The organism is Streptomyces sp. IBSNAI002, from assembly GCF_052244475.1.
GTDB lineage: Bacteria > Actinomycetota > Actinomycetes > Streptomycetales > Streptomycetaceae > Streptomyces.
In genome coordinates this window covers 6,876,419-6,898,135 of the sequence record NZ_JBQPXG010000002.1, presented here as the reverse complement: position 1 = coordinate 6,898,135, position 21,717 = coordinate 6,876,419, and the positions used below count along the sequence as shown (strand labels likewise).

14 protein-coding genes and 1 riboswitch are annotated in these 21,717 nt (G+C 72.7%); of the genes, 8 read left to right on the top strand and 6 right to left on the bottom strand.

Going from position 1 to position 21,717, the window contains the following annotated elements; all coding sequences use genetic code 11:
• The first annotated feature begins 80 nt into the window (after nt 1-80).
• The 6 genes from ACTVZO_RS32520 to ACTVZO_RS32495 all read left to right on the top strand — a co-directional run bounded on the left by ACTVZO_RS32520 (nt 81) and on the right by ACTVZO_RS32495 (nt 11,351).
• Nucleotides 81-6,302, top strand: coding sequence for an RHS repeat-associated core domain-containing protein (locus tag ACTVZO_RS32520; RefSeq protein ID WP_443303340.1), 6,222 nt, complete (start codon nt 81-83; stop codon nt 6,300-6,302).
• 11 nt (nt 6,303-6,313) lie between these two features.
• Nucleotides 6,314-6,829, top strand: coding sequence for a hypothetical protein (locus ACTVZO_RS32515; protein WP_443301720.1), 516 nt, complete (start codon nt 6,314-6,316; stop codon nt 6,827-6,829).
• Between the two features lie 211 nt (nt 6,830-7,040).
• Complete coding sequence (locus tag ACTVZO_RS32510; RefSeq protein WP_443301719.1) at nt 7,041-8,087, top strand: hypothetical protein; 1,047 nt, start codon at nt 7,041-7,043, stop codon at nt 8,085-8,087.
• The gene (locus ACTVZO_RS32505) at nt 8,084-8,662 is read left to right on the top strand and encodes a toxin-antitoxin system, toxin component (protein ID WP_443301718.1); all 579 of its coding nucleotides are present in this window, start codon (nt 8,084-8,086) and stop codon (nt 8,660-8,662) included. Before ACTVZO_RS32510 ends, ACTVZO_RS32505 begins: the two co-directional genes overlap by 4 nt.
• Before the next feature lie 71 nt (nt 8,663-8,733).
• The gene (locus ACTVZO_RS32500) at nt 8,734-10,194 is read left to right on the top strand and encodes an NAD(P)/FAD-dependent oxidoreductase (RefSeq protein WP_443301717.1); all 1,461 of its coding nucleotides are present in this window, start codon (nt 8,734-8,736) and stop codon (nt 10,192-10,194) included.
• Nucleotides 10,191-11,351 (top strand): DUF6545 domain-containing protein, encoded by a 1,161-nt coding sequence (locus ACTVZO_RS32495; RefSeq protein WP_443301716.1) that lies wholly within the window; start codon nt 10,191-10,193, stop codon nt 11,349-11,351. Before ACTVZO_RS32500 ends, ACTVZO_RS32495 begins: the two co-directional genes overlap by 4 nt.
• A gap of 74 nt (nt 11,352-11,425) precedes the next feature.
• On the opposite strand, the gene ACTVZO_RS32490 is transcribed toward ACTVZO_RS32495, so the two are convergent.
• Nucleotides 11,426-12,940, bottom strand: a complete 1,515-nt coding sequence (locus ACTVZO_RS32490) for a peptide MFS transporter (RefSeq protein WP_443301715.1) — start codon at nt 12,938-12,940, stop codon at nt 11,426-11,428.
• 125 nt (nt 12,941-13,065) lie between these two features.
• Nucleotides 13,066-13,911, bottom strand: coding sequence for a bifunctional 5,10-methylenetetrahydrofolate dehydrogenase/5,10-methenyltetrahydrofolate cyclohydrolase (locus tag ACTVZO_RS32485; RefSeq protein WP_443303339.1), 846 nt, complete (start codon nt 13,909-13,911; stop codon nt 13,066-13,068).
• Between the two features lie 96 nt (nt 13,912-14,007).
• Nucleotides 14,008-14,101: riboswitch (ZMP/ZTP riboswitch) on the bottom strand.
• Between the two features lie 64 nt (nt 14,102-14,165).
• On the opposite strand from ACTVZO_RS32485, the gene ACTVZO_RS32480 reads away from it, so the two are divergent.
• Both ACTVZO_RS32480 and ACTVZO_RS32475 read left to right on the top strand, forming a co-directional pair.
• Complete coding sequence (locus ACTVZO_RS32480) at nt 14,166-14,927, top strand: class I SAM-dependent methyltransferase (protein ID WP_443301714.1); 762 nt, start codon at nt 14,166-14,168, stop codon at nt 14,925-14,927.
• A 216-nt stretch (nt 14,928-15,143) separates the two neighbouring features.
• Nucleotides 15,144-16,733: an RNA polymerase sigma factor gene (locus ACTVZO_RS32475; protein WP_443301713.1), complete on the top strand. Its 1,590-nt coding sequence runs from the start codon at nt 15,144-15,146 to the stop codon at nt 16,731-16,733.
• Between the two features lie 146 nt (nt 16,734-16,879).
• Here the strand turns inward: ACTVZO_RS32475 and ACTVZO_RS32470 are convergent, their stop codons facing one another.
• From ACTVZO_RS32470 to ACTVZO_RS32455, 4 genes are all read right to left on the bottom strand, one after another.
• Nucleotides 16,880-17,329, bottom strand: a complete 450-nt coding sequence (locus tag ACTVZO_RS32470) for an SRPBCC family protein (RefSeq protein WP_443301712.1) — start codon at nt 17,327-17,329, stop codon at nt 16,880-16,882.
• 42 nt (nt 17,330-17,371) lie between these two features.
• Nucleotides 17,372-18,772, bottom strand: a complete 1,401-nt coding sequence (locus ACTVZO_RS32465; protein WP_443301711.1) for an amino acid permease — start codon at nt 18,770-18,772, stop codon at nt 17,372-17,374.
• 75 nt (nt 18,773-18,847) lie between these two features.
• On the bottom strand, nt 18,848-21,064 hold the full coding sequence (locus tag ACTVZO_RS32460; RefSeq protein ID WP_443301710.1) for a phage holin family protein: 2,217 nt from the start codon (nt 21,062-21,064) through the stop codon (nt 18,848-18,850).
• 114 nt (nt 21,065-21,178) lie between these two features.
• Nucleotides 21,179-21,583 carry a hypothetical protein gene (locus ACTVZO_RS32455; protein WP_443301709.1) on the bottom strand — a complete coding sequence of 135 codons (405 nt, stop codon included), beginning with the start codon at nt 21,581-21,583 and terminating at the stop codon, nt 21,179-21,181.
• Nucleotides 21,584-21,717: the final 134 nt, after the last annotated feature.

Sequence of the window (21,717 nt, the reverse complement as noted above, 5' to 3'; positions counted from 1 at the left end):
ACGGGCCCGCGGGGCGCGTCCGTTCGCCGTTCAGGGCGCCGGCCGGGCTGGGTGCCACGGCCGCCGCGCTGGCCGTCGTGATGACCGTGTCGACGATCTACGGAGCCGAGGCCGCCATCGCCGCCCCGGCTGCCGCGGCCGGCAAGGCGAAGCAGGCCAAGGAGACCGCGCAGTCCGCGGCGGACATACCGTCCGCCCGGGTGGCCGCTCGTCTGTACAAGCACCGCGTGGAGGCGCTCTCGGAGCGTTCCGAGACGTCCACCACGTGGGTGAACCAGGACGGATCGCTGACCACCGAGGTCGCGGCCGGCCCGATCCGCTTCAAGGACGCCGCCACCGGCCAGTGGCGCGACGTCGACGTGAACCTCACGGCCGCGCCCGACGGTTCGGTCGCCTCCAAGGCCCACCCGCAGGGCCTGCGCCTGTCCGGGAAGACCGCCTCGAAGGTGTCCTTCCTGAAGTCGGCCCCGCCGGCCGAGCCCGCGAACGCGGCCGCGGACCTGGTGACGCTGGGTTCCGGCGACGAGGCGATCACGCTCCAGTGGCGCGGCGGCCTGCCCGCCCCGAAGCTGGACGGCACCCGCGCCACCTACGAAGGCGCGATACCCGGCGCGGACCTGATCGTCGAGGCGACCCGGACCGGCTTCGAGCAGTTCGTCGACCTCAAGGCGAAGCCCGAGGCCGGCTTCGGCTACACCCTGCCCCTGAAGACCAAGGGCCTGAAGGTCGAACAGCAACCCGACGGCAGCGTGCTGTTCACCGACAAGAAGTCGAAGAAGACCGCCACCATGCCCGCCCCGGTCATGTGGGACGCCACCGTCGACCCCGCCTCCGGCGAACACACCCGACGCGCCAAGGTCGGCCTCAAGGCCGTCAAGACCAAGGACGGCGTCGACCTCGTCATCACCCCCGACGCCGCCTTCCTCGCGGACCCCGCGACGAAGTACCCCGTCACCGTCGACCCCTCCACCTCCTCACTCGGCAACCTCTTCGACACCTACGTCCAGCAGGGCGAAACCGTCGACTGGTCCAACGACACCGAACTCGACCTCGGCAACCCCGGCACCAAGAACGCCGACGGAACCTGGCGCACCGCCCGTTCCTTCATCACCTGGAACACCGCACCCGTCGCCGACGCACTCATCTCCGACGCCAAGCTCTCCCTGTGGAACTTCCACTCCGGCAACACCGACTGCACCACCCAGCCCTGGGAGGTGTGGACCTCCAACGGACCCACCACCGCCTCCCGCTGGACCAGCCAGCCCGCCATGGTCACCAAAATGGCCACCTCCACCGAGACCAAGGGCAACCCCGGCTGCGCCGCCCAGCCCGACGGCTGGATCAACGCCAACGTCACCAACCTGGTCCAGCACTGGTCCAACAACAAGTGGACGTTCTCCAGCATGGGCCTGCGGGCCACCGACGAGAACAACACCAAGCAGTGGAAGCGCGTCAACTCCTCCAACGCCGCCTCCAACGTCCCCAAGCTGACGGTCACCTACAACTACCGTCCCCGCACCGGCACCAAGCAGGAAGCCGGCCCGCCGTTCTTCTCCTACGGCGGCGCCTACACCGTCAACACCCCGACCCCCACCCTGCGCGACACCTTCGTCGACGCCAACGGCGACCAGGTCAACGGAACGTTCCAGATCTTCGACTCGGCGACCGACACCCAGGTCGGCAACGTCATCGTTTCGCCGTTCGTCGCCTCCGGCGAGGCCGCCTCGGTGACCGTTCCGGCCGGCGTGCTGGCCAACGGCAAGACGTACAAGTTCCGTTCCAACCCCTACGACGGAACCCACTACAACACCGGCTGGTCGGCCTGGAAGACGTTCACCGTCGACACCACCGCCCCCTCCGCCCCCACCGGGCTGACCTCGACGGACTACCCGTCCAACGTCTGGGTCAAGGGCGCCGGGCAAGCGGGGGACTTCACCGTATCCCCGCCCGCCGGCACGGACCACCAGTGGCTCGAATGGTCCCTGGACGCCGTCGAGTGGACGCGCGTGCCCACCGATGGCGCCGCCGGCAGCCGGACCCTGTCCGTCACCCCGCCGTCGAACGGAAGCCACACCCTGTACGTGCGCGCCGTCGACAAGGCCGACAACGAGTCGGAGGCCGTCGAATACGACTTCCACGCCGGACCGGGCGGCTTCGTCCAGCCCGCGGACGGCGAGCGCACGGCGCGACGGCTCCCGCTGACCGCCGAAGCGGACGGCGCCACCTTCAACGCTGCCTCCTTCTCCTGGCGCCGCTCCGAGGCCGACCCCTGGGTGCAGATCCCGCCGGGACACGTCACCAACGGCGGCACGCCGCTCACGGCCTGGCCCGTGTCCATGACCTCGGGGCGCACGCCCGCACTGGTCTGGAACACCACCGACACGGTCGACCCGGACGGCAGCGTCCAGATCAAGGCCGACTTCACCGGCCCGGCGAGCGCCACCGGCGCCACCCAGCCCCTGGCCGTGGTCGTCGACCGCAACGCGAGCGGCGCCGCCACCAGCCCGGTCGGCCCGGGCACGCTGAACCTGCTGACCGGTGACTTCGAGGTGTCGGCCACCGACGTCTCCGCCTTCGGCATGTCCGTCTCCCGCACCACCTCCTCGCGCGACCCGCACAAGGGCGCCAAACAGGAGGGCCAGGCCGCGATTTTCGGCCGGGAGTGGTCCTCCGGCACGGCGGCCGAGATCGTCCAGTCCGACTACTCGCACGTCGCGCGGGTCTCGGACACGGCCGTGGACGTCGTGACCACCTCGGGTGACGCGCTGCACTTCACCGCCAACGCGGCACGCAACGGCTGGGTCTCCGAGCCCGGCGCCGGCATGACCCTGACCGGCAGTGTCAGCGGCTCGTTCACGCTGACCGACGACGGCGGCACGGTCACCGAGTTCACCCGTGGCGACCCGGCGATGACCACCTGGCAGGTCTCCACCACCCAGGTCGGCGGAGTCGACAACTCGACCACCACCGTGGTGTCGGAGGCGGTCACCGTCGACACCAAGAAGCTGGCCCGCCCCAAGCGGGTCATCGCCCCGACCTCCGCCACGACCGCCTCGGCCTGCACCACCACCCCGCAGACCAAGGGATGCCGCTCGCTGGAGTTCGTCTACGCGACCGCCACCACCGCCACCGGATACAGCACCTCCGCCGACTTCGGCGACTTCGCCGGCCAGGTGAAGGAGATCCGGCTGTGGGCCACCGAGCCCGGCGCCGCGAACGCCACCTCGAAGGCGGTCTCCGCCTACCGCTACGACGCCGGCGGCAACCTCCGCCAGCAGAGGGACCCCAACCTGGCGCAGAGCACCCAGACGCAGTACGCGTACGACACCGCGGACCGCGTCAAGTGGCTCCAGGCCAAGTCCGAACTGCCCTGGTCGTTCACGTACGGCCAGGCAGGATCCTCTCCCACCGCCGGTGACGGCATGCTCCTCAAGTCCTCCCGGTCCGGCCTGAAGCCGGGCACGGCGGGCGAGGAGCAGGGCACCGCGGCCACCAGCGTGGTCTACGGCGTCCCGCTGACCGGCGCCGCGGCCCCGTACCCGATGGGCACGGCCGATGTGAAGACGTGGGGGCAGACCGGCGCACCCACCGACGCGACCGCCCTGTTCCCCGCCGACGCGGTCCCCTCGTCGCACTCCGGTCCGGCACTCGCCGCCTCGGCCTACGCCCGGGCGTCGGTCACCTACCTGGGCGCCTCCGGACGGCCCGTCAACAGCGCGGCGCCCGGCGGACACATCACCGCCACCGAGTACGACCGGTACGGGAACACCGTCCGCGAGCTCTCTGCCGCCAACCGCGCCCTGGCCCTGGGCGCCAGCCCCGCGGACCAGGCCGCACAGGCCGACCTGGGCATCGGCCAGCTCACCAGCGCGGAGCGCGCCCTCCAGCTGAGCACCACGACCACGTTCGACGCGGCCGGAGTGCGGCAGCTCGGCAAGCTCGGCCCGCTGAGGCGGGTCGACCTGACCGCCGACCTGAAGAACGGCGCGACCCTGCTGGTTCCGGCCGGCACCTCGGTGACCGCCCGCGACCGGTCGGTCCTCGAATACGACGCCGGTCGGCCCACCGACGGCACCGCCAGGGTCAAGGACCAGGTCACCAAGGCCACCGTCGGAGCCCAGGTCCGTGAGCACCCGACGGTACTCGGCGAGCCCCGCGCCACCGAGACCGTGATCGACTGGGGCAGGGGCCTGCCGGTCAAGACCGTCCGGGACCCCGGTGGTCTGGCTATCACGGAGACCACCGAGTACGACGCCAAGGACCGGGTCTCCAAGCAGCTCCTTCCCGGCGCGAACGGCAGCGACGCCGCCACCCGCGTCACCACGTACTGGTCGGCGACCGGCACCGGCACCTGCCAGGGCCGCCCCGAGTGGGCCGACCTGGTCTGCACGACCGGTCCGGCGGGTGCGGTCACCGGCGGCGGCGGAAACCCGTCGCAGGTGCCGACGACCACCACCGAGTACAACTGGTGGGGCAACCCGGCCAAGCAGATCGAGACGGCGAACGGGTCCACGCGGACCACCACCACCGAGTTCGACGCGGCCGGCCGGACGACCAAGGTCACCACCACCGGCGGTACCGGGACGGCGGCTCCGGAGTCCACCACCGAGTACGACGCGGTGACCGGCCGGGCCGTCAAGAACACCTCGCCCACCGGCGGGACCATCGTCAAGCAGTTCGACAAGCTCGGCCGGACGATCTCCTACACCGATGCCGACGGCGGTGTCACCACCACCGAGTACGACCTGCTCGACCGTCCGACCAAGGTCACGGACAACGTGCCGTCGACCGTCACCTTCACCTACGACCACGCCGCCGAACCCCGGGGCCTTCCCACGAAGACCACCGACTCGGTCGCCGGCGAGTTCCGGCCGACGTTCGACGCGTCGGGCGCCGTCCGCAGCGAGAAGCTGCCCGGCGGGTACACGCTCCACATCAGCACGGACCCGGGCGGTGACGCCACGAAGCGCAGCTACGTGCGCGACAGCGACTCGGCCGTGGTCTACAGCGACACCGTGAACGAATCCGTCCACGGCCAGATCACCACCCACTCCGGCGTCTCCGACCAGCGCTTCCGCTACGACACCGCGGGCCGCCTGGCCTCCGTCGAGGACACGGCGGACACCGTCTGCACCCGTCGCGGCTACACCTTCGACGGGCGTTCGAACCGCACGGGCCTGACCACGGCCGCCGGCGCCCCTGGCGCCGACTGCCCGGCCACCGGCGGAACCACCACCACCCACACCTACGACAGCGCCGACCGGATCGTCGACAGCGGCTACGCCTACGACGAGTTCGGGCGGACCACCACCGTCCCCGGCCACGGGAGCGTCGCCTACTACAACAGCGACCGCACCCGCCAGCAGACCCTGTCCAACCAGCGGCAGACCTGGAGCCTCGACGCGGCCCAGCGCTACCGCGGGTGGACGAAGGAGTCGTACGACGGCTCGGCCTGGACCCAGACCGCGTCCCGCGTCAACCACTACGGCGACGACGCGGACAACCCGCGCTGGATCGTCGAGGACACCGCGACCGGTGCGGTGACCCGCAACGTCGTCTCCGCCGGCGGCCTGACCACGACCAGCAAGACGGGAGACGTCGTCCTGCACCTGACGACGATCCAGGGCTCCGTCGCCGTCCAGCTCCCGCTGACCGCCGGCCAGCCTCCCGTGGTGCTGGACACCGACGAGTACGGCAAGCCCCGCACGGGGCAGGCCGCGGCCCGCTACGGCTGGCTCGGCGGTCACCAGCGCTCCGGCGAGACGCCCAGCGGTCTGACCTTGATGGGCGCCCGTCTCTACAACCCGTCCACCGGCCGCTTCCTCTCCTCGGACCCGGTCTACGGCGGCAGCGCGAACGCGTACGAGTACGCCAACGCGGACCCGGTCAACCAGCGGGACCTGGACGGCCGGATGTCCAAGTCCTGGCGCAAGAAGATCATCGAGGCCAACGCCTGCATGTCGCTCGGATGGCGCGGCTGCGCCCTCGCCTCGGCGATTTCGGCAGCGCTGCTCGCGACCTTCCGGAGCGGCGCGAGGAACAACGCGATCCGGCACTTCATGTGGCAGGCGAGCCTGACCTTCTACTTCGGCGCACGAGCGGCCAAGAGGCTGGGAGACGCGCATGAGTGGGGCCAGACCGGACGCGACACCCAGATCGACCAGCACAACAACGCCGTCGCCCGCAGCTTTGCCGTGCGGAACTGGTGGGCCATGCTGGCCTGGCACTCCTACGGCGTGCTCTGGGCGAGCCTCTACTTCTACGCACGCGTCTACCTCTACAACGGCAAGCTGTGGGGTTAGGAAGGGAACCTGTGATCACCACACAATCGCCGCGCCGCGGACCGTTCGTGGTCCTGGCCGTCACCGTCGGCTGCCTGACCGGGCTCGCCCTGCTGGCCGGGTCGGTGTACGTGCTCTTCTACGGGTCGGAGGGATCGTGCCAGGAGAGCAAGGCGGTCGAGCGCATGGCTCGGGTCTCGGCCGCGGCGCCCGCCGTCATAGCCGGCGCCACGCCGGTCACGGATCGGACCTACGTGGAGTGCATGGACGACAGCGGTGATCCCTGGGTGATGGCGAACAGCGCCTACACCCACGGCACGGACGCCAAGTCGCTGGTCGCCCACTACTGGGACACCGCGGGCAAGGAAGGATGGAAGGCGGTCGGCACCCGGGCTCAGGCCCCGGACCGGTTCCGGAGCGGCCCCGGCATGTGTTTCCACAAGGAGGTGGACGGCGCCCCGGCTCTGCTCCGGGTGGGGTCCGACGGGCCGACGGAGTTCACCGTGACCGTGGAGTCCGCTCTGGACGGATCCACGATCCCCTGCTGAACCGCTGACAGCGCACCGAGGCGCCCGGCGGGCCATTGGCCCGCCGGGCGCCTCTGCCGCTCCTCCGCCCCAACTCCACTGCCATGCCAACCTTTTTTGAGCCGTACGGCAGGAAATGTTGCGTTACCGCTGGTTCGGCGCGGGGCGGGCGGCTAGGCTTCACGCAGCCCAGCCCCCTCGAACGTCTTGTCGACTTACGGAGAAGCAGCCGGTGCGAGCCGCCGCCCGACCCGATCTCACCGCGCTCTGGCAGCGCGTGGAGGAACTGTCGGAGCGGCACGGGCAGGATCCGGCCCACGTGCTGGCCGTACCGCGGCTGAGCCACCTCTCCGGGGTCGAACCCGGCCGGATACCTGCGGTCATCGCGGGCCGGGCCGCCGAACTGCCCCTGGAACAAAGGGTGCACCAGCGCTTCCTGCGACTGCGCGCCACCCGCCGCGACAAGCACGGCCGGGAGTGGCCGCTCGCCGCCATCGCCCAGGACTTCGACGCGCCCGGGGCCTCGCTGGGCCCCCTCAACGCGGGCACCGGACTGCTCCGGCTGGGCCACGCGGCCGGTGTGCAGCGGTTCTTCGGGGTGTACGCCGGCTTCCTGCTGGCCGACGCCAAGAGCGCGGTCGAACGGGCCCTCGCCCTCATCCCCGACGGGCGCGACGACCTGGAACACCTCTCCCGCCTCACCGGCATGACCCCGCAGGCCATCCGGCTCACCCTCGACGGCCGGCCGCCCCGGCTCCCGTTACGGGAGCAGGTGCGCGAGCGGTTCGAGCACCTGCGCCGCACCCGGGTACGGGAGGACGGGCAGCCCCACTCACTGGCGGCGATCGCCAAGTCCTTCGACGCCTCGGGCCAGTCGCTGACCCGCCTCACCCAGGGCGAGGGCCTGCCGAACCTCGCCGCGGCCGCCGGGATCCAGCGGTTCTTCGGCGTGGAGGGCGGATTCCTGATGTCCGACGACACCGAGGCGCTCGGCACCGCCCTCACCGCCCTCGCGCGCGAACTGGAGTGCGCGCAGCGGCAGCAGGAGAATCCGATGCTCGCCGTGCTGCGCGCCCACGACGTACGGAGCATCGTCACCCGGGCCGGCCGGCTCTCCCCGCGGGGGTGGAAGTCCCTCGCCGACCACCTGGACGATCTGCTCGCCCGGGAGGGCCAGCTCGGCCGCCCGGCGCGCGGCGAAACCGGCGGCGACACCGACGGCGAAACCGACGGCTCCCCGTCGGCCACGGACCCGGCCGCCGAGGGGGGAGCGCGATGAGGACCACGCGCGCGATGCGCGGCCTCGCCGGGGAACTGCTGGCCGACCTCCGGCTGTCGCCGCCGGCCGCCGCCGGCGAGATCATCGGGCGGCTGTGCGCCGCCTACGCCCGGCGGCGCGGCGGCCGCACGGTCGACTTCCGTTTCGCCTCCTTCCCGCCCGGCACCGCCAGCGGGCTGTGGCTGGAGATGGACGAGCGCGACCTGCTCGTGATCGAGGAGCGCACCCGCCCCGAGCACCAGCTCGTCATCGCCTGCCACGAGTTGTGGCACGTCGACGAGGGAACCTGCGACGGCCACGGGCCGGGCATGGCGGTGGCCGCGCGCCTGACGGGGCGCCACGGCGACCTCTCCGAACTGCTGTACTCCGACGCCGGACTCACCCAGGTGATCCGGCAGGCCGCCGCCCGGGCCGACCAGGGGGATCCGGCGGAGATCCGCGCCGAGATCTTCGGCCTGCACCTCGGCAAACTCCTCAGGCCGTACCTGCCTCCACCCCGGGAAGAGCAGTTCCCCGAGGCGATCGAGCGCATCCAGACCTCGCTCGGCTGGGGGAGCCCCGGATCACGACGGTGACCGGCGCCCGCCCCAGCCCGCACCCCTCGCGCCGATGCCCTCAGCACGGCCCCGACAGAGAGCACGACACGATGACCCAGTCTTCCCCGCCCCGCCACGCCGTCGTCATCGGCGGCAGTCTGGCCGGCCTGCTCGCGGCCGCCGTCCTCGCCGAGCACGCGACGGTCACCGTCGTCGACGCGGACCCTCTCCCCGAAGGCCCGGCGCCGCGGCGCGGACTGCCCCAGGCCCGGCACACCCACCTCCTGTGGTCCGGTGGTGCCCGCGCGATCGAGAGGATCCTGCCCGGCATCACCGACGACTGGACGGGCGCGGGCGCCATCCGCCGCAGCCTGCCCACCGACCTGGTGACCAAGACCGCGCAGGGCTGGATCCCGCGCTGCGGGGAGAAGCAGTTCAACATCTCCTGCAGCCGCGACCTGCTCGACTCGGTGGTCCGGGCCCGGGTGACCGGCCTGAAGGGCGTCACCACGCTCCAGCAGACCCGCGTCCGGGCCCTGGAGGGCACGGCGGCCCGGGTCACCGGCGTGCGGGTCGACACCGCGGACGAGCAGGGCCTGCTGCTGTCCGCCGACCTCGTGGTCGACGCGAGCGGACGCGGCTCGCGGGCCCGGACCTGGCTCCAGGCCCTGGGCGTGACCGGGATACGGCAGGCCGAGGTCGACTCGGGCCTCGTCTACGCGACGAGGATCTTCGAAGCACCGGCCGGAGCCCACGAGATGGGCTTCCCCATCGTCAACGTGCAGTCGGACCCGCGGGTGCCCGTCCCCGGGCAGACGGCCACGATCGTGCCCATCGAGAACGGCCAGTGGCAGGCCACCCTCTCCGGCACCCGCGGCGGCCAGCCGACCGGCGACCCCGACCGGTTCATCCCCTTCGCCAAGAGCATCCGGGACCCGATCGTCGGCGAACTCCTCGAGGGGAGGAAGCCCCTGACGGACGTGGCCGTCACCCAGGGCACCGCCAACCGCCGGATCTACTTCGAGAAGGCCGAGCTGCCCGACGGGTTCTTCGCCGTCGGCGACTCGGTCGCCACCTTCAACCCGCTGTACGGACAGGGGATGACCGTCGCCGCCCAGGGACTTCAGGCCGTGCGCACCCTGCTGCGGCAGAAGGGGCTCGCCCACCCCGGCTTCGGCCGCGAGGCGCAGCGCGTGATCGCCCCGCAGGTCGCGACCGCCTGGGAGCTCGCCACCTCGCAGGACATCCTGTATCCGGGGGCCACCGGGATGAAGCCGCGGGCCGGAACCGGCCTGCTCAATGGCTACGTCAACCGGCTGATGACGGGCGCCACCACCCACGAGGCGCTCACCGCCGCCCTGTTCAAGGTGCTGACGATGAGCAGCGGGCCCGGCCACTGGCTGCACCCGTCGGTGGTCTGGCACGTCCTGCGCGCGTCGGAGCGGGGCGCGCTCAAGGCGCCGCCGCTCACCGCTGCCGAGCGGGCCGTCGCCGGGCTCGGCCCGGTGCCCGGCCCGGCGGGGCCGGTGGACCCAGTCGGCCCGGCGGACCCCGTCGGACAGGCCCGGTGAGCGAGGAGGTCCTGCGCTACCTGCCGGGATCCGTGATGATCCTGGCGCTGCTGATCAAGGCGCCCACGCTGCGCCGGGGATGGGACCAGCCCCTGAACCGGGCCGCGTGCGCGCTGCTCGTCGTGGGCGCCCCCCTGACGTTCCTGGCGTCGCCGTCGACGATCTCCACGGTCAACCGCCTCACCGGCGTGGTCAACTTCTCCGCGCCGCTGGTGTTCGGCCTGATCACCGTGTTCTCCGGGGCGTGCGTCGTGCTGGTCCTCCAGTGGGGCGGCGGCCCGCCCGCGGCCGTGCGGCGGGCCACCCGGCTGACCGTGGCCGTGTTCGGCTCGGTGACCGTGGCGATCGTGGTGCTGTTCGTGATCGGCGACGCGCCGGTGGAGCGGCTGCGGGACCTGGACACGTACTACGCGACCACGCCGTGGATCCGCGAGATGATCGTCTGCTTCCTGCTGGCCCACACCGCGGGGAGCTCGGCGCTGACCGTGCTGTGCGGGAAGTGGCTGTGGCGCGCGGACCGTTCGCTGCGCCCGCTGCGCACCGGGCTGGCGCTGATCGTCTTCGGCGGGCTGCTGGACCTGGCCTACCTCGCCGGGAAGTGGGCCTCGGTGACGGCCCGCTGGGCCGGCCGCGACTGGGTGGTCGCGGCGGACCTGTCGCTGGGGCTGGCCTACGGGGCGGCCCTGATGATCGGCGCGGGGTTCGTCGCGCCGCTGGTCGGCGGGTCGGCCGCCTGGCAGGACTTCGGCCGGTACCGGCGGCTGCGTCCGCTGTGGAAGGCGCTGCGCGGGTGCGCCGGCGCCCGGGCCCGGACCGTTCCGCTGGCCTGGTGGTCGCCGGTCGGGATCCGCCTGGTCCACCGCGAGTCGGTCATCGACGACGGCATCCTGGCGCTGGCCCCCTGGTTCGACCCGGCCGTACGGGACACCGCGTACGAGGTGGCGCGCGGGCAGGGTCTGGGCGAGGACCGGGCCGCCGTGGTCGCCGACGCGGCGATGCTCGCCGCGGCCTGCCGGCGCCGGGCGGGCGCCGCGTCGGAGGGCGGGCACCCGGAACCGTACCGGCTGGACAGCGGCCCGCTGGACTCCCTGGCCCGGGAGTTCAGCGCCTCGCCCATCGTCGCGGCGGCCCGGGAGGGGGCGACCGCGGGCACCTGAGCGCCGGGCGCGGGGCCCGGCCGCCCGGCCCCGCGCCCCCTCCGGGCCCGCCCCGCGCCCGCTCCGGACCCCGGTCAGGCGGCCGCCGCTGCCGGCTCGCGGGCGGCGGAGGCGGCCTCGCCGGTGAGGACCTTCAGGCGCCGGGTGAAGTAGACCATCACCGCACCCGCCGCGATGACCATGGCGCCCTGCCACAGGAAGTTGAGGCTCTGGCCGATCACCGCGTCCAGCCGCGGCAGCTGCGCCCCGATGGCGTCACCGGTGGCGGCGGCCAGGAACCAGACGCCCATCATCTGGTTGGTGAAGGCGCGCGGCGCGAGCTTGGTGGTGACGGACAGGCCCACCGGGGACAGGCACATCTCGCCCATGACCTGGATGACGTACACGCCCACCAGCCACATCAGCGAGACCTTCACGCCCTTGGAGGCGATCGCGGCCGCGCCCGACATGACCACGAAGGAGGCGCCGGTCAGCAGCAGTGCCAGGCCGAACTTGAACGGCGTGCTCATCCGGCGGCCCCGCCGCACCCAGAAGGCGGCGAAGAGCGGAGCGAGGACGATCACGAACAGCGCGGGCAGGGACTGGGTCCAGCTGGCCGGGATGTGCCAGCCGAGCAGGGACAGGTCGGTCTTCTGGGCGGCGAACATGTTCAGCTCGTTGCCCATCTGGTCGTAGACCAGCCAGAACAGCGTCGCGGCCAGGAAGAGCCAGACGTAGGCGCGCAGCCGGGTCTTCTCGACGGGCGTGACCTTGGGGCTGCGGTACATCGAGAGCAGCACGCCGGCGGGCACGACGACGGCGACCACGGTGAGCACGAAGGTGATGCCGTCGATGCTCAGGGCGTGCCCGGCGGCGAGCAGGGCGATCAGCACGGCCGTGAAGAGCAGGCCGTACGCGGACGTGCGCCGGATCCTGGACCGCTCGGCGGGCGTCAGCCGCACCACGGGCTCCTCGCGCAGCTCCCGGGACAGCCTGCGGCCGCCGAGGACGTACTGGACCAGTCCGAGGGCCATGCCGACCGCGGCGGCGCCGAAGCCGAGGTGCCAGTCGACCTCCTCGCCGAGGTAGCCAACGACGAGCGGGGCGATGACCGCGCCGAGGTTGATGCCCATGTAGAAGATCGAGTAGCCGGCGTCGCGGCGCTGGTCGTCGTCGGCGGCGTAGAGGCGGCCGACGAGGGCGGAGATGTTGGGCTTGAGCAGGCCGGTGCCGATGACGATGAGGACCAGGCCGGGCCAGACGAGGGCGGGCTGCGGGAAGGCCATCAGGACGTGCCCGGCCATGATCACCACACCGCCCCACAGGACGGCCCGGCGAGCCCCGAGGAAGCGGTCGGCGATCCAGCCGCCGGGCAGCGCCAGGAGCGAGATCATGGCCATGTAGACCCCCTCCACCGCCTCCGCGGTGCCCTCGTGGAGGCCCATGCCGCCGTGGCTCCGGGAGGCCGCCAGGAAGTGCACGAGGATCGCGACCATGCCGTAGAGGCTGAAGCGCTCCCACAGCTCGGCGAGGACGAGGGTGGCGAGCCCGCGCGGGTGCCGCTTCGGGCTCCGGGGCTGCTGCGTCTGCGTATCCGTCGGTCCGTTCACCTCCCCAGTGCAGCGCCGCGGCCCGGGTGCGGGGATCGGTCCTTCGGCCCCTTACCGGGGGAAACGCGACGCCCCGGACCGAAGGGCCCGGGGCGTTCGCCGTACGGAGGGGGGTGCGGGGCGGGTCAGAGGTCCGCGAGGTCCAGCCCGGCCTGCGCGGCGGCGGCCCGGACGGTCTGCTCCAGCAGCACGGCGATGGTCATCGGGCCGACCCCGCCCGGTACCGGCGTGATCAGCGAGGCGCGGGCGGCGGCGGACTCGAAGTGCACGTCGCCGACGTTGCCCTCGTTGTACCCGGCGTCCAGGACCACCGCGCCCGGCTTGATGTCCTCGCCGCGGATGAATTCGGCCTTGCCCACGGCGGCGACCAGCACGTCCGCCTGGCGCACGATCGAGGGGAGGTCGCGGGTGCGGGAGTGGCAGTAGGTGACGGTGGCGTTCTGCTCGAGCAGCAGCATGCCGGCCGGCTTGCCCAGGATCGCGCTGCGGCCGACGACCACGGCGTGCTTTCCGGTGAGGTCCACGTCGTAGGCGGCGAGCAGGCGCATGATGCCGCCGGGGGTGCACGAGACGAACCCGGGCAGGCCGAAGCCCATGGCGGCGAAGGAATGCATGGTGACCCCGTCGACGTCCTTGCCCGGGGCGATGGCCTCGAAGGCGGCGCGCTCGTCGATGTGGTGCGGGACGGGGTGCTGGAGCAGGATGCCGCTGATCTCCGGGTCCTCGGAGAGCCGGGTGAGGGTGGCGACCAGTTCCCCGGTGGTGGTCTCGGCCGGCAGCTCCACGTGGCGGGAGGTGATGCCGGCCTTGGCGCAACGGTTCTGCTTCATGCGCACGTACGTGACGGAGGCGGGGTCCTCACCGACCAGCACGGTCGCGAGACAGGGCGCGGTGCCGGTGCGCTCGGTGAGCCGGGCGGCGTGGGCGGCGGTCTCCTCCGAGATGCGGCGGGCGAGGGCGGTGCCGTCCATCAGCCGCGCCGTGGCCGTCTCGGCGGCCGTTCCGTCGGAGGGGGCGGAGGAGGTCTGGGCGGTCGTCACGGGGTCTCCTGAACGTCGCTGCGGATCGCGGTTCGCCCAGGCGCGCGGCAGTCGGCGTACGAGACGTACGCGGGCCGCTCCCCGGTGGTGATCCACCCGAACGCCAGTCACGGCCCGCCGCCCACTGTAGTCGACGGTCGGGCAATCCGGTGGTTGACCGGCGTCCGACCTGGGACGATCCAGACATGACGCGTACTTTCGACCATCTCGTCGCCGAGGCCGAAGAGGTCTCCGTGGACGGCTGGGACTTCTCGTGGCTCGACGGCCGGGCCACCGAGCAGCGCCCGTCCTGGGGCTACCAGCGGCTGCTCGCGCAGCGCCTCGCCCGGGTCCGGTCCGCCCTGGACATCCAGACGGGCGGCGGTGAGGTGCTCGCGGGCGCGGGCCCGCTGCCCCCGCTGACGGCGGCCACCGAGTCCTGGCCGCCGAACATCGAGCGGGCGACCCGGCTGCTGCACCCGCTGGGCGCGGTGGTGGTCGCCGACGCCGACGAGCCGCCGCTGCCCTTCGGCGACGAGGCCTTCGAGCTGGTCGCCAGCCGGCACCCGGTGACCGTCTGGTGGGACGAGATCGCGCGGGTCCTGCGGCCCGGCGGCACCTACCTGTCCCAGCAGGTCGGTCCGGCGAGCGTCTTCGAGCTGGTCGAGTACTTCCTCGGCCCGCAGCCGGAGGAGGTCCGGCGCGGCCGGCACCCCGACGACGCCGTGCGCGACGCCGCCGGGGCCGGCCTCGAAATCGTCGATCTGCGCTCGGAGCGGCTGCGCACGGAGTTCCACGACATCGGAGCCGTGATCTACTTTCTGCGGAAGGTGATCTGGATGGTGCCCGGCTTCACGGTCGGGCAGTACCGGGAGCGGTTGCGCGAGCTGCACGAACGGATCGAACGCGAGGGCCCGTTCGTCGCGCACACCGCCCGCTTCCTCGTCGAAGCCCGCAAAACGGGCTGACGATCGGGGGCGGACGGATCCCGCGCGGATAGGTTGCGCGGCCACAGCGTGGCGCAGGTCACTCAATTCAGCGCGTAACGAATCGACTCGGGCATGCGATGAACCGACAGGCGTCCTCGCGCGGCCCCGGAATACAGACCCCCCTCGGGTCTGTTTCCCGAGTTCGCGCGATGATGTCCCGCCCACCCTTTTTCTGTTCGCAACGAGAGGCTCCTTGTGTCGCTCAGCCCGTCCCGTACGTTCCCTCCGGAGATCGCCGAATCCGAGGCCCTCGTCGCGCTCGTCGAGCGCGGCCGCGAGCAGGGTCACATCAACGGTGACGACGTGCGCCAGGCCTTCGAGGCCGGCCGCATCCCGGTGGACCAGTGGAAGCGGGTCCTGCGCAGCCTGAACCAGGTCCTGGACGAGGAGGGTGTCGCCCTCCACGTCAGCGCCGCCCCCGCCACGAAGGCTGCTGCCAAGAAGCCCCGCAAGGCAGCCGCCGCTCCGGCCCGCACCGTGGCCAAGAAGGCGACCGCGGCGCCGCGCCCCATCGGCGCGCGCAAGACCTCGGCCGCCGCACCCCCGGCCACCGCTGCGGCGATATCCGCTCCGTCGGCCTCCGCCACCGAGGACGAGGCGGCGGCCGAGGCCGCCGCCGAGCCGAAGAAGCGGACGGTCAAGAAGACGGCGACCGCCGCCAAGAAGACCGCCACCAAGAAGACGGCGGCGAAGAAGACCAGCGCCAAGGACGCCGACGAGGGCGAGACCCCCGCGGTCGAGGGCGAGGACTGGGCAGCCGAGGACCTCGCGGACGAGGCCGAGGAGGAGGCCCCCAAGGCCGGGGGCACCCAGGGCTTCGTCCTGTCCGACGACGACGAGGACGACGCTCCGGCTCAGACGGTCATGGTGGCCGGCGCCACCGCCGACCCCGTCAAGGACTACCTCAAGCTGATCGGAAAGGTGCCGCTCCTCAACGCCGAGCAGGAGGTCGAGCTCGCCAAGCGCATCGAGGCGGGCCTGTTCTCGGAGTACAAGCTCGAAGAGGAGGAGGACCACAAGCCCGCGTTCAAGCGCGAGCTGGAGATCCTCGTCGAGGACGGCCGCCGGGCGAAGAACCACCTGCTGGAGGCCAACCTCCGTCTCGTGGTCTCCCTCGCCAAGCGCTACACCGGCCGCGGCATGCTCTTCCTGGACCTGATCCAAGAGGGCAACGTCGGCCTGATCCGCGCCGTGGAGAAGTTCGACTACACCAAGGGCTTCAAGTTCTCCACGTACGCGACCTGGTGGATCCGGCAGGCGATCACGCGTGCCATGGCCGACCAGTCGCGCACCATCCGCATCCCCGTGCACATGGTCGAGATCATCAACAAGCTCGCCCGCGTGCAGCGCCAGATGCTCCAGGACCTGGGCCGCGAGCCCACCCCGGAGGAGCTGGGCAAGGAACTCGACATGACCCCCGAGAAGGTCATCGAGGTCCAGAAGTACGGCCGCGAGCCGATCTCCCTGCACACCCCGCTGGGTGAGGAGGGCGACAGCGAGTTCGGTGACCTCATCGAGGACTCCGAGGCGGTCGTGCCCGCGGACGCGGTCTCCTTCACCTTCCTCCAGGAGCAGCTCCAGTCGATCCTGGGCACGCTCTCCGAGCGTGAGGCCGGCGTGGTCTCCATGCGCTACGGCCTCAACGACGGCCAGCCGAAGACCCTGGACGAGATCGGCCGCGTGTACGGGGTCACCCGTGAGCGCATCCGCCAGATCGAGTCCAAGACCATGTCGAAGCTGCGCCACCCGTCGCGTTCGCAGGTGCTGCGCGACTACCTCGACTAGGCCCTCGGGCCGGTCGGAACGGCAGGGCGGCAGGGCGGCACCCTGCGGAACCGGACACGCGTGCGCGCGCCGGATCCGCAGGGTGCCGCCGTTGCACCACCCGTCCGTGACCACGCGCGCCCCGTCCGTGACCGCGCGCGCCGGAGTCAGCCCGCGGAGTGCTCCAGCAGGTGTTTGAGCTTCTCCTCGCTGCGGGGCATCTCCTTGCGGACCATGGGCTTGACCGCGAGGGGCACCAGCGCCCTGCCCATGCCGTGGCCCTCGAAGTCGACGGACAGGGTGACGCGCGAGCGCGCGCCGTCGTCGAGGGGTTCGATGTAGCCCCGGAGGTCCGGCCGGACCGGCCCGTCGATGCCGTGGACGTGCCAGCTCCTCGGCGGGTCGAGTTCCGTGTACTCCATGGTCGTGGGGACCCGGCGCCGGCCGACCTGCCGGGTGACGAGGACCCTCGAGCCGATGTGGACGGGGAGGTCCCCCATGGGGACGGCGGACACGGCGGTGTCCTGCCACTCCGGCAGGTGGGTGGGGTCCGTCACGTACGCGTAGACGTCCTCGGGCGTACGGTCGATGTCGATGCTGTTGCTGATCGCGGACACGGCGACCCCCTGGAGCCCCCCTGGCTGCGCTCTCCTTCCACGCTACCCCGCGGGTGGGACGGTCGCGCGGCGCCTGCGGGCGGCCAACACGGCGTACACCGCGACCCCCGCGAAGAGGAAGAGCACTCCCTGGTAGACGGCGGCGTAGCCGGAGCCCGCCACCAGCCACATGGAGAAGGCGAAGGCCAGGCCGGCCAGGACGCCGTCGCGGACCAGGCGCCCCCGGTCCACCCGCTCGGACCGGCCCGAGAGCAGGAAGTAGAGCTGCGCGGCGGTGGAGAGCAGGTACGGGACGGTCGCCGTGAACGTGGTGACCAGCACGAGGATCTCGAAGACGCCCTCCGAGCCGGCCGTGTAGTTGTAGACGGTCAGGGCGGAGGCGAGGACCACCGTGACGACCACGCCGACCACCGGGACACCGCGCTTCTTCGTCTCGAAGACCTTCGGGAAGAGCCCGTCCTTGGCGGCGGCGTACGGGGTCTGCGCGCTGAGCAGGGTCCAGCCGTTGAGGGCGCCGACCATCGATACGACGGCCGCGCAGGCGACCACGGTGCCGCCCCAGGTGCCGCCGAACATGGCGTTGACCGCGTCCGTGAAGGGTGCCTGCGAGGAGACGAGGGTGTCGTGGGCGACCAGCCCGAAGACGGCGAGGGTGCCGAGCAGGTAGACGGTGGCCGCGCCGACGGTGCCGAGGATGGTGGCCCGGCCGACGTTGCGGGCGGGGTCGCGGACCTCGCCGGCGCTGACGGCGGCGGACTCGACGCCCAGGTAGCTGAAGAGCAGGATCGCGGCGGAGGCCGACACGGCCCCGACGGCGGTCTGGTCGGTGGCCCGGAAGGGTCCGAGGTTGGCCGGGTCGAAGAACAGCAGACCGCCGACGGCGACGAGCAGCAACGGGGCGAACTTCAGGACGGTGGCGACGAGTTGGACGGCGCCGACGTAGCGGGTGCCGGCCAGGTTGGCGAGCGCGGGCAGCCACTGCACGACGAGGGCGGCCAGGCACATGGACCACTTGTGCGCGCCGATCGCGGGGAAGAGCACGCCGAGGTAGCCGACGGCCGCGACCGCGAGGGCCGCGTTGGAGACCCAGGTGGTGATCCAGTAGCTCCAGGCGGCGAGGAAGCCGGCGAAGTCGCCGAACGCGGCCCGGGCGTAGACGTACGGGCCGCCGGTCTGCGGGTGCCGCCGGGCGAGGCGGCCGAAGACCAGGGCCAGGGCGACCGCCCCCAGGGTGAGCACGGCGAAGGCGACGAGGCTGATGGTGCCGAAGGGGGCCACCGACGCGGGCAGGAGGAAGATTCCGCCGCCGATGATGTTGCCCATGACCAGGCAGGTGGCGACGGGCAGACCGAACCGCCGGTCACCGTGCGGCTGGGGCCGGGGCTGGGGCTGGGGCTCCGCAGTCCTGGGAGTTTCGGTGGGCGGGGCTGCGGTGCTGGTCATCGGTGGTGCGCCTCGGGGTGTCTCACATGGTGGGCAGGTCCCCACATGGTTGACCACGGTCAAGGAGGTACCAAATCACCGGGTTTCGTCCGGCACGGGGCGCCCTGCGGAAGGAAACGTTCCGCCCGGGGTGCGCAACGGCCGGGAATTCTCCTCCCGCTCCGGAACCGGGCGGTACGGCCCGGGCTCTCCGGCTGCGGGGCGTGGACCGTCCTCCCCGGCTGCGGGGCGGGGACCGTCCTGCGGGCCGGAGCTTCGGGCGTCCGGCCGGCGGTCCACCGGGACCTGCGGGCCGTCCGCCTCCCGCAGCCAGCGCCGCAGCACGCCGTGCACCGCCTCGGCGCCCACCAGCTCGCCGCCGGGGTCCGACAGCTCCGTCGGCCACATCAGGAACGGGTGCCCCTGCTCCCCGCCCAGGCCGCCGTGCGAGCCGATCTGCTCCTCGAAGGCGTGCACCTCGCCCGTCCGCGGGTCGTAGGCCGAGTTCACCATCACGTCGGCGACGTGCGGGAAGGTATCGGTCCGGCGCACCGCCGCGGCCGCTCCGGGGCCGAACGGAGCCAGCAGTTCCTCCGCCTCCCCGGGCACGTCCAGGCGGGCCACCGCCCCGCCGGGCCCCAGCACCACGCCGTCCACGAGCACGAAGCCCACGCCGGGGTGGTTCGCCAGGGTCGCCAGCAGAGCCGGGTGCGTGCGCTCGATGCGCGCGCGTGAGGCCCGGCCGGGAACGTCCGGGAAGGAGATCAGCCCGAGGTTGCCGGAGGCGAGCACCACCGGGTCGGACCCGCGCCGCGGACGGGCCTCCTCGCCCTCCTCCACGGGCCGGTGCAGCGCCGCCAGCACGGCCGCCCGGGCCTCGGCGCCGCTGCGGGTGCGGCCGGCCCGGCGCGGGACGGGCAGACCGCAGCCCGCCCGGACCAGGTCCTTCAGGGTGAGCCCGTACCGCCCGAGGAAGGTCTCCCCCGGGCTCTGCCCGTGGTCCGAGAGCAGCACGATCCGATAGGCGCGCGGCGCGTGCTCGGCGACCCGGGCGATCATCGCGAGGCTGCGGTCGAGGCGGGCCAGCACCTGGTCGGTGTCCCGGCCGTGCGGGCCGGAGTGGTGCGCGACCTCGTCGTAGGCGACCAGGTCGGCGTAGACCGCGGCGCGCCCGGCCAGCATGTCGCCGATCACGGCGGCCACGACCACGTCCCGTTCGACCACGGTCGCGAAGGCCCGGATCAGCGGGTACAGCCCGCCGCGCGCGACGCGCGGCCGGTCCCCGCGGATCCGGGCCCGCAGGGACTGGCGGATCTCACGGGCGACCTCGGCCACGAAGGACAGGGCGGTGCGGACGGCGTTGGCCGGATCGGAGAAGTACGCGAAGTAGCCGGCGCGGGACCGGTTCGCGCGGCCCCGGCGGGCGGACACCGAGAGCACCAGCGCCAGCTGGTCCGCTCCCCCGCTGAACAGGTTGCCGCGGCTGGCTCCGTCGAGGGTGAGCAGCCCGCCGTCCGCGGTCCGCGCCACGGCGCGCCGCTGGAGCTCGGCCGCGCTAGTGGGCCGGTTGCAGACGACCACCTCGCCGGTGTCCTTCTCGTACCAGCGGAAGGCGGGCACGTCGAAGGTGGAGCCGTGCAGGATGCCGAGCTGGCTGGCGCCGGTCTGGCTCGACCAGTCGGTGCGCCAGGGCGCGATGCGGTGGCTGCCGACCAGCCAGCCCGCGACGGACGGCATCAGGCCGTCGCCCGCGGCCCGGCGCAGCGTCTCGTACCCGACCCCGTCGAGCTGGAGGAAGACCAGCCCGGGCGCGGACTCGTCGGCCCCGGGCGCCCCCGTCCGCTTCTGCCTGCGCCGGCGCCGGTCGGCGAGGCGGTAGAGGCGCCGCCGGTAGGCCTCGTCGTCGCGCACGGCGAGCGCGGTCGAGGTCGCGGAGGCCACGGCCGACATCACCGCGGCCACCACGACGGCCGTTTCGGGGGCCGCCTCGCCCCGCCCGGCCGGGATCAGGCTCAGGGCTATCAGCAGCAGGGAGCCGTTGAGGAAGAAGACGAGCAGCCCGAGCACCAGGGCGGGCACCAGCAGCAGGGCCCGTACGAGCACGGGCCAGACCAGCGCGCTCAGCAGGCCGAAGGCCCCCGCGCCCCAGGCCGCCGTCAGCCCGATCTGCGTGATGCTGTCGCCGTCCCCGGACTGGAGCCGGAAGTCCGGCAGGATGCCGGCCAGGGCGAGCATCGTCAGGGAGGACACCGCCCAGACGAGAACCACCCGCACCAAGGCGCCGCCCGCGGTCCGCCACCGTCCTCGCCACACGCCGCAACCTCCCGCGAGCCCGTCCCGCCTTCAGGCTCGCACAGCGCGGCGCACCCGGCCGGACGACACGGACGGCGCACGGATGTGCAGGCCGGACCCGGTCCGGGGGACGGCCTACGTGCCGTCGTAGCCGGCCGTCGGCATGGACAGCCGACGGTGCACCTCGGCCTTCATCGCCGAGGTGTACGGGGGCTCCTGGTGTCCGGCGGTCTCCAGCCGCACCCCGCGCCGCTCGCACTCGGCGCTGAACTCCTCGACGGAGCCCAGCGCACGGGCCAGCACCCGCTGGTTGGCGGCGACGAAGAGGTCGACGTGCCCGGCGTCGACGTCGGACCACAGTCCGCAGTGGTCGGCGCGCAGCCCGTAGACGAGCAGGTGCCTCGTGACGACGTACCCGCGGTCGGCGGCCCACCGCGCGCACGCGGCGTGCTGGCTGCGGGTGTCCACGGCGAAGGGGTCGGCGTCGAGTTCCTCGAGCGGGGCCAGGCTGGCGATCGCGGCCACGCGCAGCTCTTCCATGCCGCCCGACCCTACTCCGATCCGGCGCCGGGGAGGAGGGGCGGCGGCCTTCCGGTTCCGGGCGGATCGGCGGGGCAGCCTTTAGGGTCGTGGGAGCCGTGCGCAGCGGTGCGCAGCGTACGGCTCCGCGAGGG

What these genes read in the sequence shown, in the direction of transcription:
- ACTVZO_RS32520 (WP_443303340.1), top strand. Translation starts at nt 81, where the DNA reads ATGACCGTGTCGACGATCTACGGAGCCGAGGCCGCCATCGCCGCCCCG.
- ACTVZO_RS32505 (WP_443301718.1), top strand. Translation starts at nt 8,084, where the DNA reads ATGAGGACCACGCGCGCGATGCGCGGCCTCGCCGGGGAACTGCTGGCC.
- ACTVZO_RS32500 (WP_443301717.1), top strand. Translation starts at nt 8,734, where the DNA reads ATGACCCAGTCTTCCCCGCCCCGCCACGCCGTCGTCATCGGCGGCAGT.
- ACTVZO_RS32485 (WP_443303339.1), bottom strand. Translation starts at nt 13,911, where the DNA reads ATGGACGGCACCGCCCTCGCCCGCCGCATCTCGGAGGAGACCGCCGCC.
- ACTVZO_RS32480 (WP_443301714.1), top strand. Translation starts at nt 14,166, where the DNA reads ATGACGCGTACTTTCGACCATCTCGTCGCCGAGGCCGAAGAGGTCTCC.
- ACTVZO_RS32465 (WP_443301711.1), bottom strand. Translation starts at nt 18,772, where the DNA reads ATGACCAGCACCGCAGCCCCGCCCACCGAAACTCCCAGGACTGCGGAG.
- ACTVZO_RS32455 (WP_443301709.1), bottom strand. Translation starts at nt 21,583, where the DNA reads ATGGAAGAGCTGCGCGTGGCCGCGATCGCCAGCCTGGCCCCGCTCGAG.